The organism is Komagataeibacter sp. SM21 (assembly GCF_041402665.1).
Lineage (GTDB): Bacteria > Pseudomonadota > Alphaproteobacteria > Acetobacterales > Acetobacteraceae > Komagataeibacter > Komagataeibacter saccharivorans.
In genome coordinates, this window is record NZ_JBGLOV010000029.1 from 2,469 (window position 1) to 16,049 (window position 13,581).

A 13,581-nucleotide genomic window follows, 5' to 3' on the forward strand; every position below is an offset into this window, starting at 1 on the left:
CTCGTGATTGACGATGACGTTGCTCGCTCCGTTGCGATATTTGAGGCACTTGCGCGTGCTTTTCGCCTTGTCGAGCAGATAGCCGTTTTTCTCCAGAAGGGCCGCGCATGAAACACCTGAGACGATCTTGGTGCGGTCCTGATCGGAAAGCCGGAAACGCTGGTATTTCATGGAAAGCCAATCCTTTTTACCGGAGATAACGGGAGCAGGACACAACTGATGTCCCCTTTACATGAATATTACTACATCAATACTGGATCTTGCGCAACAGTAAACGTGCAGGAATAACCAATAAACACCAATTAAATATAATAAAAAAGGCGTCGGATACCTTGCGGACAGCGCGATATGGTGACGTTTTACTAGACCATATCCTGCCGGGGTGCGGGGCGGCGAGCGCCCGTGACGGTGACGGGAGTGGAGGGGATGGAGGCGTTTTTCTGAGCCACATCCTGCCCCCGGGCAAGACGGTGGCACGGACAGGGAGTCAGGACCGTAGCGGCCTGAGCAAGCCGGTCGGCCTGCGCCTGACGCGGGGCAACGCCCTGCGGCAGGCGCGGGACGGCAAAGGTGCCGCGAGGGTCGCGAAGCCGCGCAGCGGGGCCAAAGGCCGTCTTGGCGCCCTGGCCGGGACACTGTCACACTGAAGCTGGATGCGCGGCCGTAATCCCCGCAACGGGCCACCCTGATACGCCGCAGGCGTGTCAGGGTGGTTGAGGAGGCGTCAGCTCCCCGTGCCCGCTTCCGATGGACCGCACGACGAGCCACCGAGGCACGATCCGGATGAAAAACAGGTTATCCGGCGTTTGGGGTTGATGGCCGTATCCCCTGCTCGTTGGGAAGGCAGTTCAGGCCACCGCCTGAGCGACCATATCGGGGTGCCGTCCGATGACCCGAACGTAGGCTACAGCGAAGTCGGGGGCCATCGCCCGTGCCTGCTCCCAGTCCCGTAACGTGCCGACAGGAACGCGGAAACGGCTGGCAAATTCGACCTGAGACAGACCGAGATCATTACGGGTTTTACGGATCAACCGCGCCCTTTGCCCACGCTCCATGCCTTCGATGGATACCGCGCGGTCTTCGGAATCCGCCGGATCAGCAGGCAGAATGATATGCTCTCTCTTCACCTTTGTTGCTCCTTCTCACGGAAATGAAGCGGGGCAGATCGTCCCGCCAGACAAACACACCGGTGAACAGCTTCTCGCCCACGACGCCAACCACTTTGTAGCGATCCTCCTCATCCTCAACGCGGATGGTGGGCAAGATCAGGTGATTATCGTCCTCGAAAATACGATCGCCAAAGGCCAGAGACAGCTTGTGCTTTTTTTTGTTGGCCAGGTCTTTTGCGGGGTCAAACCTGTTATCCATGAGACGATAATACGGGATTACCGTAGTTATTGCAAAGCGAAAACTACGGTAATCCCGTAAATTCTGGCCATTTCGACAGGTCGCCATCAACCTCATATGCCGGATAGCCAAAAAACATCGGTATCAGGCAAATGGATTACGGACCGGATGCGTATTCAGCCCTGTCCCGATTTCCTGCGCAAGATCAGGCTGGCGCTCCAGGTCCTCGACAATGGCGTCCAGCACGTCCTTCAGCGCTCGCGCGTCATCGAGCCCCCTGCGGTCCCGGGTGATGGACATCTGCCCGTAAACCGCGATCCGGTCGCTCCCGTTTTCAACGGTAAGCCCGCCAATCGTGCTGCTCTCGCCCTGATCGTCAAATGGTGTGAATGGCATGTCTCTCTCCTCATGCCTCCTGTATGTGCAACGGCTGGTGTGAACGGGGCCGGTACGGACTGGCCTGTGGTGCGGGAAGGGTCATCATGGTGGCCTTCACATCATCGGACAGTGCCGGAAACGGATCCACGCCGACAACACGGATCAGCGTCGCAACGCTCACAGCCGCGCATGTGGGCTGTTCATTATTCCTGCAGACATAGACGCCCGCGCCTTTGCTGACCGGGTCATAGACCGCTTTCCATGTGGACGTCGGAACCATTACATCACGCCCGATCCCCTGCGTGCTGCCATGGAACGCCGGACCGGTCACCACGTAGAGATCGCCTTCACGCGAGGCGAGATCCCGCACCGCCATTTCCACGCCAGCCCATATCCCTTCATTGAGTTCCGGGGTCTGGGGCACGACATTCGCTAAAGAGAATGTTTCTTCCTGGGCTGTCACGTCCGGCGCTTCGCCCGACGGCGTCATATGGCCGCGGTCATAGCCAGAACGACGGTAATCCGCGAGTGTCGCCCCATCGCCGGGCGGCAGGCGGGGATCGGCATGAAAGCGATCGGTCACCCGCCCCAGCTCACGGGCCCGCGCAATATCGTCGCGCGTCAGATGTTCGGCGGACCAGAGCGGTTCATGCACCAGACCGGAGTTCAGCGACGCATAGGCCTCGTTACACAGCAGGGTCGTGCGCGGCGTGAGCTTCGGATTGGTCAGGGCCGGAAGCTGCCCCCCGACACCGAAACCGGGGCATGACGCGGATTGCGCATGCGCGGGACAGGCGGGCAGCGCCAGCAGGCTCAGCGCGAGCGCACTGGCGGGCATGATATCACGCAACATGCTGCGTTTCCTTCGTGTCTGGATGAGGGATGTCCCGGCGCATTTCCCGCGATCATGCCGCATGGGGGCCGGGCGTACAAGTGAGCTGACGCGGCGGCCTTGCGCGCCGGATTGCGCACGTATCACAAGGACGCATCGCGCAGCATCGTCATCGCCTTGCGACCGGCCTGAGAGGCGCGCCTGCGGAATGCCGCACGGACGGGCGCCGGGATCGAGGTCGCCTGTGCGCCAACTTCGAGATCGGCTTTTTCGCGCAGCAGCCCGCGCGCAGCACCCATGCGCGCCACCGACGCACTGCGGTGAAAAACCGGTGCGGCAAACAGATGGGCAACCGGGGCATGATGTGTAGTCTGGCTCATATTCCTGTTTCCTGTTGCGGCGCTGCCCCTGGCGGCGCCTGAACGCCCATGCCGGGCAATGGTCAGGGATGGGACGACGCACCTGCGCGCCAGTGCGCATGGAAACGCCGGACATCGGGAAGGCGCGGATAAGCCGAAACGCCCTGCCGCGCGTCGCAGGCAAGCAGGACACGGACCGGGATTTCCTGCCGGTATCCGTCACTGAGACGCCGGATCACGGCACGATCGGAGCGCCCCGAAATGAAGCGGTCTTCCCAGCGGCCGGTCGCGGGATCGCGTCTGGCGGCGGTCTGCACGCCATTAAGGAAGGCTTCGACGATCCAGCGCTCTACCGCGCCACAGCGCAGGCTGGCAGGCAGCCTGTAGATGCTCCCTGCCGCAATCGGGCCGACCCGCAGCGGATTGTCGCCGGACGAGAACCATCGCCCGGCATGATACTGTCTGAACATGGGTTTTCCTTCGCCCGCTCAATGTCGGGCGACGATGAAACGGTGCGTATCCCTGATCGGGCCGTCCTCGGTGATGCCTGCAAGGAAAGAAGGACCCACGCAGATGAACAGCATGGCCACGACCAGGCAGAGGATCGTAAGCAGCGCGCCCAGCCCGTCCTTGATGTCGCGGAACAGCGGGGAGTTCAGGAACGCTTTCATCTTACCGCCCTCCCGTGCTGCGACGGCGCGACGGGAGCCGCCTGACTGCCCCTGTAGCGTCCCGCGCCTCATCGGGCACGGGTATGACCAGCGCGTCACGGGATATGCGGCACAGCGGCGGGCGGCCTGCGATGGTATAATGGGCGCGTGCTTCCTTGCGGTAGACCGTCCCGAGCGGAGCGGCCGCAAACCGGAACCGGTCATGGATGGACAGCTTCCCGAACGTCACGGGCTCGGCGTCCCGGCTCTTTCCGGCCATCAGTTTCGCTGTTTTCTCTGCCATTTTCGCCTCCTCAGGTTTTTTCTGACCTGATCGCGCCCTCATCGGGGGGCGGGCGTGGCAAGGGCGGCGTCAGCCGGGAGCGGTAGCGACGAACCCTTGCCGCGACCGACGCCCTATGAGAGCGCCTTTTTCTTTTTTCATTTCTTTCCTCTCTTCCCTTTCCTTTTTCCTGCCTTTCAGCTTCGGGCAGGGCTGGGGATCACGCGGATTTCTGGCGATTTCCATCTCGCGCAGGCTCGCGGAAAGGACGCGGCAGGCCCCGTGGCACTCAGGATGATTTGTGTCCAAAACGGCACGGAGCAGCATCGCAGGACGTGGATCAGGCCTCCACGAGTTCGAACGGCGTCAGTTCGGACGCACCGGTCCACGGGCTGCGGCGCTGGATCACTTCCACGCCCCGCACGATCCCGTAATAACCGTGCTTCCTGTACTGCCGCAGGCGTTCGGGCGTAATGCGCGGCCGCGCAACGCGCGTCCGGAAATCGACCAGTGCGGCGGCCTCATCTGCGTACGGGCCATGCCATTCGCGCGCATTGACGGGAAAGATGCCGGGCGTGCGGATCAGGACGCCGTCACGGACGGTGGCAATCTCAAGGCGGTAGCCTGCGATCATTTCAACGCGGCTGGTGGCGGACATGGACTTCTCCCTCAACGGAAACGGCCCCGCCGGGCGGGGCCAGTACAGTGATGTGCAATGGCGGACATGGCCGCAGGCGATGGCTCAGGCGGCAACGCTTCGGGCCGCCCGGTCCATGGCGACAATTTCGGTCGCCATGTCGAAGGGATGAAGTTTTCGCGCATAGGCGGCGCGCAGCGCGTCCTGCGTGCAGGTCTCCGCGGGATCCTGCTCGCGGCCCGTGAGCCGGGCCAGCCGGAAAGCAATCGCGCGCATCCAGCCGTATAATCCCAGCGAACGCTGCGCGATGGTTTCCAGATACGCCGGTCCCTCACCCGGCCAGACAGGGGCATGCCCTTCCAGACAGAACGGCGTGAATTTGCTGCCCCATGAAGACACGCCCGGGCCATCGGCATGCGGTACGGGATGTTCCAGCGTCACATGCAGCCAGGACTCACAGTTGAGTTCCTGCGCCCGTGCGGCCGCGTCAAACCCGCGCGGCTTGCGCTGCCCCCGTGCCATCCGGGCAAAAACCACAAAGGACTGTCGGGGACATTCCGCCGCAACATGCCGACCAAAAGCAATGACCTGATTTGCGACATCCGGCACGGTCGCCGCCGTAATGCGCCGTGGCGGAACCAGACTGGTCGTGATTTCGCTCTTTGTCGAAGCGCCCCACCGACCAATGGTGCGGGTAGCGGGAATGGCGTTCAGGATCAGTACGGGCATGACCGTGCTCTCTCTTTATTTCTGTTTCGGATGTTTCGCGCGTGGCCATGGCGTGCCGGTCGGGACCAGAGCGGCGCCCTGCGCCGGCACTGGACCCACGCGCAGCATCGCGAGCATGGGGAAGCGCAACCTCTGGCCGCGACCGGCACGCCATGGCAGCGCCTTCCCTTTCCTGCGTTTCGTGTTTTTGGGGTTCGGCAATATCGTGCGGGTCGGCGACATGGTCCTGCGCCCCGCCCTTTTTCCCATTGGGGCGACATTGCGGTTTCGTGCTCCGCAAAACGGAAGGGGCGCGGCACCGGAAGGTGTCGCGCCCCTTGAAAATCGTAGCCGGAATGTCCTAATCTGAGCCCGTGGCCGGGGGGCATCCGGTCAAAGAATACCCCCCGGCCGTGTGGTGGAAGTGAATTAATCCGCTAGGCCCTTCAGGACGGTGGCTGCCGCCTGGAGGGCCTTCTTCGCTGTGCGAAGCAGCTTCTTAACCCACTTCCGGTCCACCACAATCAGAACGATCATGGTTTCCCCTCAGTTCAGGACATGACATCACGGCCCCCCGGGATGTCATATCCGGCTACGATGAATGGGGGCCGCGACATCCCGCGCCGTAGCCTGCGTGGATGTTTCGTCCGTCCTCGTCAGGCGGCCCCGGTTTCTTATGCCGCCAGAGCCTGCGGCGGGCAATGGCGGGACGGTCCCAGCCAGCCCTCGCCTTCAAGCCGCCTGCGCAGGAGAAGCTGCGCATCGAACACGAGCGCCAGCCACTCACTGGCGGGCCGCTCCATGCGGATCCATTGCCGGTGCAGGTCCGCGCACCGCCACGCGGTTTCATGATCGGGCAGCAGCCCGAGTGTCTGCCCGCAAAAAGAGAGTTGCGCCCATGGTTCCGGCCTCCCGCAGAAGCAGGTCGCCACCCTGTAGCGTCGGTCCCTGCGGACCGACGCGCACGGCTTTGTCCGCCCCTTCCTCATGCAGCCAACGCCATTTCAGGTTCGGGCGTCGCTGCATTGGGCAGCGCTGTCATGTCTGCCTCGCCTTCGTCCACCTGCATCGCGCCAGCGACGGCGTCAGCCGCGCCCCCGGCGTCCTCATGCGTTTCGTCCGCCTCCAGTTCGGCGTCCAGGGCGACCATCCGGGCCGCGGCCCCGCGCTGCCGGTCCAGCTTCTCCTTCCACGCAACCGGCGCCCCGGCAAAGCCCGCGACGTCAGGAACCCAGTGCCCCCCGGGGCCTACATGATTGATGAGGGCTGCGCGCATGAGCTTGCCCGTGGCCTGTTCAGGCAGCCCCTCGGCCTGCACGGCCCGGGTGATCCCGGCCTTGCTGTACGTTTTCAGGAAGTCCTCGACCGCCATATTGGGCATATGGCTGTCCGCGCCGAACAGGATGCCCAGCAGGAGCGCCTGCGGGCCGCTGCCGTCGTACGGGCTGACATCGCAGTTCGCGATGCTCCGCACCACCGTCATCGCATGATGGCGCATAAGCGCCGGGTCGCGCACCAGATGCCCCTCGGGAAACAGCGCGGCCAGCGCATTATCGCGGGCGGTGGGCTGGTGATAGGCGATGTGGCTGGTGTCATTCTTCACCGTCACGTTGCCACAACCCAACGCCAGAAGGAGAGCGCCTACAAGATCCCATGGGTCGACGGCATCAGCAGCCCCATCCAGCGCCCGGTGCAGGGCCAGCGTGCGGATCTCCCCGATCATCTTCAGACCCGTTCCTGATATGTCGGGCCTCTCACGCGGTTTTTCCACGACCGGTCCCGGGCTTTCGCTGGCCCGACTGGTCGCGGACACATTCAGGCGTATCCGGAAACCCTTCTCGCCAACCCTGAGCGTCACGGGATGGAGAAAAACCGCGATCTGGTCATCTTCACCTGCTTCATGCCACGCCTGCACGGGATAGGCGTTCTCGGGCAGGACCGGATATCCGTAATCATCAGTCGGCGTGATATGGCCATTGGCAGGCAGGCCCGCCTCCATGGCCTCGCGCTGGGCAGCCGCGTAGGCACGGGCATCGCTGGTATAGCGGTTGTCCTGCCCCCCTTCGCCGAAAAGATCCTCCTCCCAGACAATGCCGTGCCGTCTGGCAGTGGCGTCGTCGAAGCGCGCATCGCGGGCATAGAACGCCGCGATCGAGAACGCCCGGGCCAGATCATCCCAGTCCATGTGCTGGCCATCCTCCACCGTCATCCGGTAATCGGCAGGGTCCTGCCCTTCTTCAGCACTCTCTGCCCAGATTTCGGCCCACACCCTTGCCTGCTCGTCGGGAGACGCCTTTGCGATGGCCTTGCGGGCATCATCATCGGGACCGATGCCCAGTTCAATCGCATCAAGGATCGGCGGGTGCAGATGTGCCAGCAGGTCAAGCCGCCTGAGATAGGCAGGGGTCACCATCAGCGCCTTGCAGATGGCGGTTTCCTTCATTTTCTGTTCGCTGCGCATGCGGCTGACCGCCCGCCACTGGTCGGGCTCGCTCATCCCCAGCCGGATCATGTTCTCCGACGCGGCCACCAGGCCGTCCAGCTCTTCATCGGCGCCTGTGACGAAGACGGGGATGGTCTTCAGCTTCGCCATGATGGAACACCGTGCGCGGCGATGCCCTGCGATGATCGTCAGCACACCATCCCCGCCTTCGCGCACCAGCGGCGGATGGATCAGGCCCACCGCCCTGATGTTGAGCGCCAGCCTGCGGTCTTCCTCGACCGGGGGCGCCGCCCGGCGGGGATTGTCCGGGTTGGCGCGCAGGGTCTTCGGGTCGATCTCGCGTAGTTCCATGGTCCTGTCCTTTGCTGAATTCCGTCTTTCGACATCTTCAGGGCGGTCGGGGGGCGCGTCGCCGCGCAAGGCCGCGCGCAGCGCGCCCGGCCTGAGCCTTGCGCGGCGATGCGGCCTCTGGCAGCCCCCTCCTTTCCCCAATTCTCATTCCCCTCCTTCTCAGGCCGCCAGATCGGTCACCGCCTCCACCGCGTCGTCATTGGCGGGTGTCTCCATGACGGTCGCGGCCAGATCGGCTTCAAGGGCTTCGAGGGCTTCACGCTTTTCTTCAAGCAGCGCCTGTTCCGCAAACGGCGTGCCGATCCGCGCGCGATAGGCGGGCAGGCGGGCCTGTGCCCCGTCACGGCGGCTGATCGCATTGCGCAGCGCATCCTCGAATGTCAGCGGCAGGTGTTCGATACGGGACACCAGCCCCAGCGGCTTCACCTCGTCATCAAGATGCACGGCACCCCCACCCTGTTCGAGTGCCAGATACAACGTCACATCCGCTTCCTTTTTGCGATTATCCACCGAGTAGGTCGCGCGGGCTTCGCACATGATGTCAAAGCCACCGATGCGTCCCAGACGCCACTCCCCATCGTCACCGTTGCGGGCGGCCATGCGGATCTGCGAGAGAAGATAGGCTCCCGCCTTCTCCCGCGCGGTGATGACGCTGCGCGCGGTCTCAAGGCCAAACGCCTCGCCGCGCGTCGGATGCCTGCGCGCGATATCCGCCTCGATCTTCGGGATCAGCCCCTCCATCGCCGCGATTTCCTTTTCCGCGTTCCGCACCGCGCGCTTCACATTGAACTGGTCGTCGTAATGGGCGGCATAGAGGCGTTCGAGGCGGGCCAGTTCCGCTTCCAGCCCCGCCTTGCGCAGCAGCCGCTCATCGCCCGAGGCCAGCGCCTTGGCCATGGCGAACTGGTTGGCTTCGGCGCCCACATCTTCAAGGCGACGGATGGTGCGGTCGCCGGACATGGCAAGGCAGATGAAACGCTGCTTGCGTTCGAGCATCTGCCAGTTGGTCGCGTCCACCGAGCCTTTCTGCGCGTAGGCGTAGATTTCGATCTCGTCGTTCTGGTTGCCCTGCCTCTCGATCCGGCCTTCGCGCTGGATGATGTCGGCAACCAGCCAGGGCACGTCGAGATGGTGCAGCGCCTTCAGCCGCTGCTGGGCGTTCACGCCCGTTCCCATTGTCGCGGTAGAGCCGATCAGGATGCGCTTGCGTCCTGAATTGAGGTCCGCGAACAGGCGCTGCTTGGCCGCCGATTTCCTGTAATGCTGCATGAACGCGATCTGCTCGCGCGGCACGCCCAGTCGGATCAGTTCGTCGCGGATCCATGAATATGCGGAGAAGCCACGTTTCTCGAGAGCACTTTCGGTGCCCAGATCCGAGAAGATCATCTGTGTCGCACCGGGAAGGTCGCCAGCTGCGCCGGTCTCGGGGTCGGTGTAACGGTTCTCCGATGTCTCGCGCCAGATCCTGAACACATTGGCGATCATGATGTTGAGCTTGCTCGTCGGATCGCTCTCCATGCCCGGCACCACGAAGCGCAGGTCGATCCCGGCATGACGCGCATCGGTAATCACCGACAGAAGGATATCATCGCCTTTTTGCGGCCGGCCGCTCCGGTTCTCGATGGCGGTGATCCGCTGCGCCAGCGTCTGCTGGTATGCCTTGAAACTGTCATTGGAGGGCGCGACCACGATTTCGCGGCGGCCGCCCCGCACGTTGGGCAGTTTCACATGCTGGCGCAGGTCGTCGGGCAGCACCACGTCGGCAAAGCTGCGATACATCGCCATGAGGTCGGCGACGTTGACGAATTCGGAGAACCGCGTGACCGGCTTGTAAAGGCCGCTGGGCTGGAGTTCGAGTTCCGTGCGGGTTTCACCGAAATTCGCAGCCCACGCATCGAATTCATGCAGGCCGCGTTCCTCCAGGGCGGAAAGCTGCATGTAGCGCTGCACGGTATACATCTCGCCCAGCGTGTTCGTGATCGGGGAACCCGACGCCAGCACAAGCGCGCGGTCGGGATTGTCCCGCGCGATGAAACGCGACTTCACGAACAGGTCCCACGCGCGCTGCGACCCGTTCGGATCGACGCCCTTGAGATCGGACTGGTTGGTGGCGAAGGACAGCTTGCGGAACAGCTGCGCCTCGTCGACAAGGATCTGGTCGATCCCGATCTCGCCGATATGCAGCAGGTCATCCTTGCGCGTGGCCAGTCCTTCAAGACGGGATTCCATCCCTTCCTTCATGCGCTCGACGCGCTTGCGCGACAGGGTGTCGTCCCTGTCCAGCGTTTCCAGAAGCTCCTCATAGGAGGCGACCTGTTCGGCGATCAGAGCGGATTCAAAATCGCTGGGCGTGGGAATGAACCGGAACGCATCATGCGTGATGATGATCGCATCCCAGTTTCCCGTCGCCGCCCGGGCCAGGAAGCGCTGGCGTTTCGCCTTCTCGAAATTCGTCTCGTCGGCGACCAGGATGCGCGCGGTCGGATAGAGCATCAGGAATTCGCGCGCGATCTGGGCGAGGCAATGTCCCGGCACCGTAATCAGCGGCTTGCTGACCAGTCCCAGCCTGCGCTGCTCCATGACAGCGGCAACCATGGAGAAGGTTTTCCCCGAACCCACCGCATGCGCCATGTAGGTGCTGCCCGCGGCTATGATGCGCCAGATGACACGCTTCTGGTGCGCGCGTAGCGAGATAACCGTGCTGGCGCCGGGTAGCGTCAGGTGCGTGCCATCAAACCGGCGTGGGACCAGATTGTTGTAGACGTCGTTATAGAGACGCACGAGGCGCTCGCTGCGATCGGGATCGGTCCAGACCCAGTTGTGGAACGCCTGCCGGATCGTCGCCAGCTTTTCCTTTGCCGCTTCCGTCTCCTTCGTGTTCAGCACGCGGTGTTCGCCATCGGCGTCCCGCCATACGTCCCAGATCTTCGGGCTCGACTGGTTGAGCGCATCGAGCAGGAGTTCACCGGCATGCCGCCGCTCGGTGCCCCATAGGGAGGTGGCCTCGGCCTTGCCCCGGAACGGCGCGATATCAAGGCTCCATGCGGCCACCTCGACCGTGTGGCGCACCGTCGTCTCCACCCCGATCACTTCGGCGATAAATGCGCTCACATCCGATGCGGGCAGCCACGGCGCACCCAGCCGCGCCGTAATGTCCGAGGGCCGCAGGTCTTCGGGCTGCACCGCTTCCAGCGCCACCACATTGCGTGCGTAGCGTGCATCGTCCTGCGCCGCTTCGCGTGCCTTGCGGAGTTTCGTGCGCACCGCGCCGGACAGGGCCTCGTCCGCCGTCACCCAGACATCGCGCCCCGCGGCGCGGCACGCGGGATCAAGATAGATCGCATCCCCCAGTTCATTGATCACCTGCGCTTCGGATCGGCCAAGCAGTTCCGCCACGCGGGGGATTTCCACGCCGCCCGTTTCATGCAGGCAGACGGCAAGCGCGTCGAGGGCGGTCTGCACGTCCGGCTCCACCGGAGCATGGACAACCCGTTCCGAAAAGATCGGCCCCATGGACCCGACCTGTTTCTCGGTGTCGTAATTCTCGATCGAGGCGACCAGCCACACATCGGGATCGTCGAGAAAGGGCTGGAGATTGGGACGGCGCTGGGTTTCGGTCTCCACGCCGGTCTTCTCGTTCATGCGGGTCGTGGTGTTCGTCAGGTTGATCGGGCCGAACTGACGGACAAAACTGGTATAGGCACGCCGCAGATCGGACTGCAGCCGCCCGTAGGGCCGGTTTTCCATCTGCGCGCGCAGCACCGCCCGCGTTGCATCGCGCACCGGAACCAGCGCTTCGATGATCCGGGCATGTTTGTGGAAGATGCCCTCTGTGCTGCCTTTCTTCCTGACCGGCACCTCGACCCCGACGCCGCCGACGATCTGATGCAGCACCCGGCTTTCGATGTAGTAGCTGCCTTCTTTCAGGACCGCGCCATCGGCAGCCGTCCCGACATGCGCACGCCGGGCGGGGGTCGTGTGATCACAGGTCTCGGGTTTCGGGAAGCGGATGTCGGGGGCGATGCGCGCAAGGGCTTCGGGCAACGCACAGTCCAGCATGAGCCCTGCGACCGGTGCGCAGGTATAGTCCGGGCCGAACTGGGTGGTGATCCATTCATGCGCCCCCAGCACCTGCTCGCCGTGGTCCAGGAAATAGCGGTTTACGCTCAGCGCCCCATTACCATGATTGCTGTCGGGCACCTCGCCCGTCTCCAGCCAGCCCTCATCCCCCGGCACGTCGCCCACCATGCGGCGGCGCAGGACAACGATATCCACCACAACTTCGGTCCCGGCCCCGTCCTTCATCGCTCCCTGCGGCAGACGCACCGCGCCCAGCAGGTCGGCCATTCCGGCGATATGCGTGCGTGCCGTGCCGTCACGCCTGTCCATCGTATGCCGTGACGTCACGAACACCGCGATGCCCCCGGGACGCAGGGCCTCGACGGAGCGTGCGATGAAATGGTCATGCAGGGACAGGCGCAGCCGGCCGATCGTGTCGGCTCCGCGCACCGTGCGGCTGGAGAAGGGCGGATTGCCGATCGCCAGTTCGTAACGCTCGCCTGGCAGGGTCTTCGTGAAATCCTCCTGCCGGATCCACTGGTTCGGATAGAGCGCGCGCGCGATCCGTGCCGTCAGGGGATCGTTTTCGATGCCGGTAAAGGCCACCCTGCCTTCCAGCTTTTCGGGACGGGTCGCAATGAACAGGCCGGTGCCACAGCCCGGTTCCAGCACCCGGCCTCCCGAGAACCCCATCCGCATGACCATGTCCCACAGCGACCGCACCATGAGCTCCGGCGTGTAATGGGCATACTGGGTGGCCCGCATGAGACCGGCCCTTTCGGCATCGGTCGTGCTGCCATGCAGCGCGCGGCCGATATCCTCCCATCCGGCCCGGAACCCATCCTCGCCGTGCGGAAAAAGCGAATTGGCAAGGTCGCCAGCGCCAAAGCCGGTAAAGCGGATCAGCAGGTCCTGTTCGGCGGTCGTCGCCGCGCGGTCTTCGCGTTCCAGTTCACCCAGCAGGCGGATTGCCGCGATGTTGTCACGCGCGCGATCCTTCCAGTTCGCGCCCAGGTGGCGGGGGCCGACAAGGCGGTAATCGGTGCGCGGAATGTTCAGGGGGACGGATGCCGACAGGGGCGCACTCCCCTCCTCCCCTTCCAGTTCACCCCAGAAGAGGTCGGCAGCGCCCCCGCTGCTGAGGGATGAGGTGTCGAACAGGCTGAGCTGGGCGTGAGATCGGTCGCGCATGGCAAACTCCGGGCAGGCGCGGACAGCCGCCCCTGCCGGTGCAGGACGGTTGCCGCGATGGATTGATGTCAGTGGAAGGGTCAGGGTCCGGCGGGTCAGTGCCGCGTGCCGGTTTCTCTTTTCTTCACCCGTCCCCCGCGACCGGGCCGGGGGGACGGGCGCAAGGGCGGCGCTTCGCGCCGGGATCGGGGCGACCCGCAGGCCTGTGCTGCGCAGCAGTCAGGGCGAGGACACGAACCGACCAGCCCCTTGCGCCTGGCCCGCCGGTCTGGTGCGTCCTTTTTTCTCGTATTCCTGTTCTGCTTTTTTCTGCTTTCCGCAGCCACGCCCCGGGCTAACCCGG

15 protein-coding genes are annotated in these 13,581 nt (G+C 63.9%); 2 read left to right on the forward strand and 13 right to left on the reverse strand.

What is annotated here, in order from left to right; all coding sequences use genetic code 11:
* The first annotated feature begins 470 nt into the window (after window positions 1–470).
* Window positions 471–647 (forward strand): hypothetical protein, encoded by a 177-nt coding sequence (locus ACBR42_RS15740; RefSeq protein WP_371208637.1) that lies wholly within the window; start codon window positions 471–473, stop codon window positions 645–647.
* Window positions 648–848: 201 nt separating this feature from the next.
* Here the strand turns inward: ACBR42_RS15740 and ACBR42_RS15745 are convergent, their stop codons facing one another.
* The 13 genes from ACBR42_RS15745 to ACBR42_RS15805 form a co-directional block, all read right to left on the reverse strand.
* The gene (locus ACBR42_RS15745) at window positions 849–1,127 is read right to left on the reverse strand and encodes a DNA-binding transcriptional regulator (protein ID WP_003625676.1); all 279 of its coding nucleotides are present in this window, start codon (window positions 1,125–1,127) and stop codon (window positions 849–851) included.
* Entirely contained in the window at window positions 1,096–1,368 is a 273-nt protein-coding gene (locus tag ACBR42_RS15750; protein ID WP_118963885.1) for a BrnT family toxin, read from the reverse strand. Before ACBR42_RS15750 ends, ACBR42_RS15745 begins: the two co-directional genes overlap by 32 nt.
* Window positions 1,369–1,491: 123 nt before the next feature.
* Window positions 1,492–1,743: a hypothetical protein gene (locus ACBR42_RS15755; RefSeq protein ID WP_371208638.1), complete on the reverse strand. Its 252-nt coding sequence runs from the start codon at window positions 1,741–1,743 to the stop codon at window positions 1,492–1,494.
* A gap of 10 nt (window positions 1,744–1,753) precedes the next feature.
* Window positions 1,754–2,578, reverse strand: coding sequence for a DNA/RNA non-specific endonuclease (locus ACBR42_RS15760; protein ID WP_371208639.1), 825 nt, complete (start codon window positions 2,576–2,578; stop codon window positions 1,754–1,756).
* A 122-nt stretch (window positions 2,579–2,700) separates the two neighbouring features.
* Complete coding sequence (locus ACBR42_RS15765; RefSeq protein ID WP_371208640.1) at window positions 2,701–2,937, reverse strand: hypothetical protein; 237 nt, start codon at window positions 2,935–2,937, stop codon at window positions 2,701–2,703.
* Window positions 2,938–2,999: 62 nt separating this feature from the next.
* Window positions 3,000–3,386 (reverse strand): hypothetical protein, encoded by a 387-nt coding sequence (locus ACBR42_RS15770; RefSeq protein WP_371208641.1) that lies wholly within the window; start codon window positions 3,384–3,386, stop codon window positions 3,000–3,002.
* Window positions 3,387–3,404: 18 nt separating this feature from the next.
* A complete protein-coding gene (locus ACBR42_RS15775) occupies window positions 3,405–3,587 on the reverse strand; it encodes a hypothetical protein (RefSeq protein ID WP_371208642.1) in 183 nt (60 codons plus the stop codon).
* Between the two features lies 1 nt (window position 3,588).
* Window positions 3,589–3,870: a hypothetical protein gene (locus ACBR42_RS15780; protein ID WP_371208643.1), complete on the reverse strand. Its 282-nt coding sequence runs from the start codon at window positions 3,868–3,870 to the stop codon at window positions 3,589–3,591.
* A 319-nt stretch (window positions 3,871–4,189) separates the two neighbouring features.
* Window positions 4,190–4,507 carry a hypothetical protein gene (locus ACBR42_RS15785; protein WP_007396067.1) on the reverse strand — a complete coding sequence of 106 codons (318 nt, stop codon included), beginning with the start codon at window positions 4,505–4,507 and terminating at the stop codon, window positions 4,190–4,192.
* Between the two features lie 84 nt (window positions 4,508–4,591).
* The gene (locus ACBR42_RS15790; RefSeq protein ID WP_371208644.1) at window positions 4,592–5,215 is read right to left on the reverse strand and encodes a hypothetical protein; all 624 of its coding nucleotides are present in this window, start codon (window positions 5,213–5,215) and stop codon (window positions 4,592–4,594) included.
* 653 nt (window positions 5,216–5,868) lie between these two features.
* Window positions 5,869–6,126, reverse strand: coding sequence for a hypothetical protein (locus ACBR42_RS15795; RefSeq protein WP_371208645.1), 258 nt, complete (start codon window positions 6,124–6,126; stop codon window positions 5,869–5,871).
* Between the two features lie 53 nt (window positions 6,127–6,179).
* Window positions 6,180–7,988, reverse strand: a complete 1,809-nt coding sequence (locus ACBR42_RS15800) for a ParB N-terminal domain-containing protein (RefSeq protein ID WP_371208646.1) — start codon at window positions 7,986–7,988, stop codon at window positions 6,180–6,182.
* A 159-nt stretch (window positions 7,989–8,147) separates the two neighbouring features.
* A complete protein-coding gene (locus tag ACBR42_RS15805) occupies window positions 8,148–13,238 on the reverse strand; it encodes a lactate dehydrogenase (RefSeq protein ID WP_371208647.1) in 5,091 nt (1,696 codons plus the stop codon).
* Window positions 13,239–13,343: 105 nt separating this feature from the next.
* Between ACBR42_RS15805 and ACBR42_RS15810 the strand changes: the two genes are divergently transcribed.
* A partial coding sequence (locus tag ACBR42_RS15810; RefSeq protein WP_371208648.1) for a hypothetical protein occupies window positions 13,344–13,581 on the forward strand: 238 nt, incomplete at its 3' end.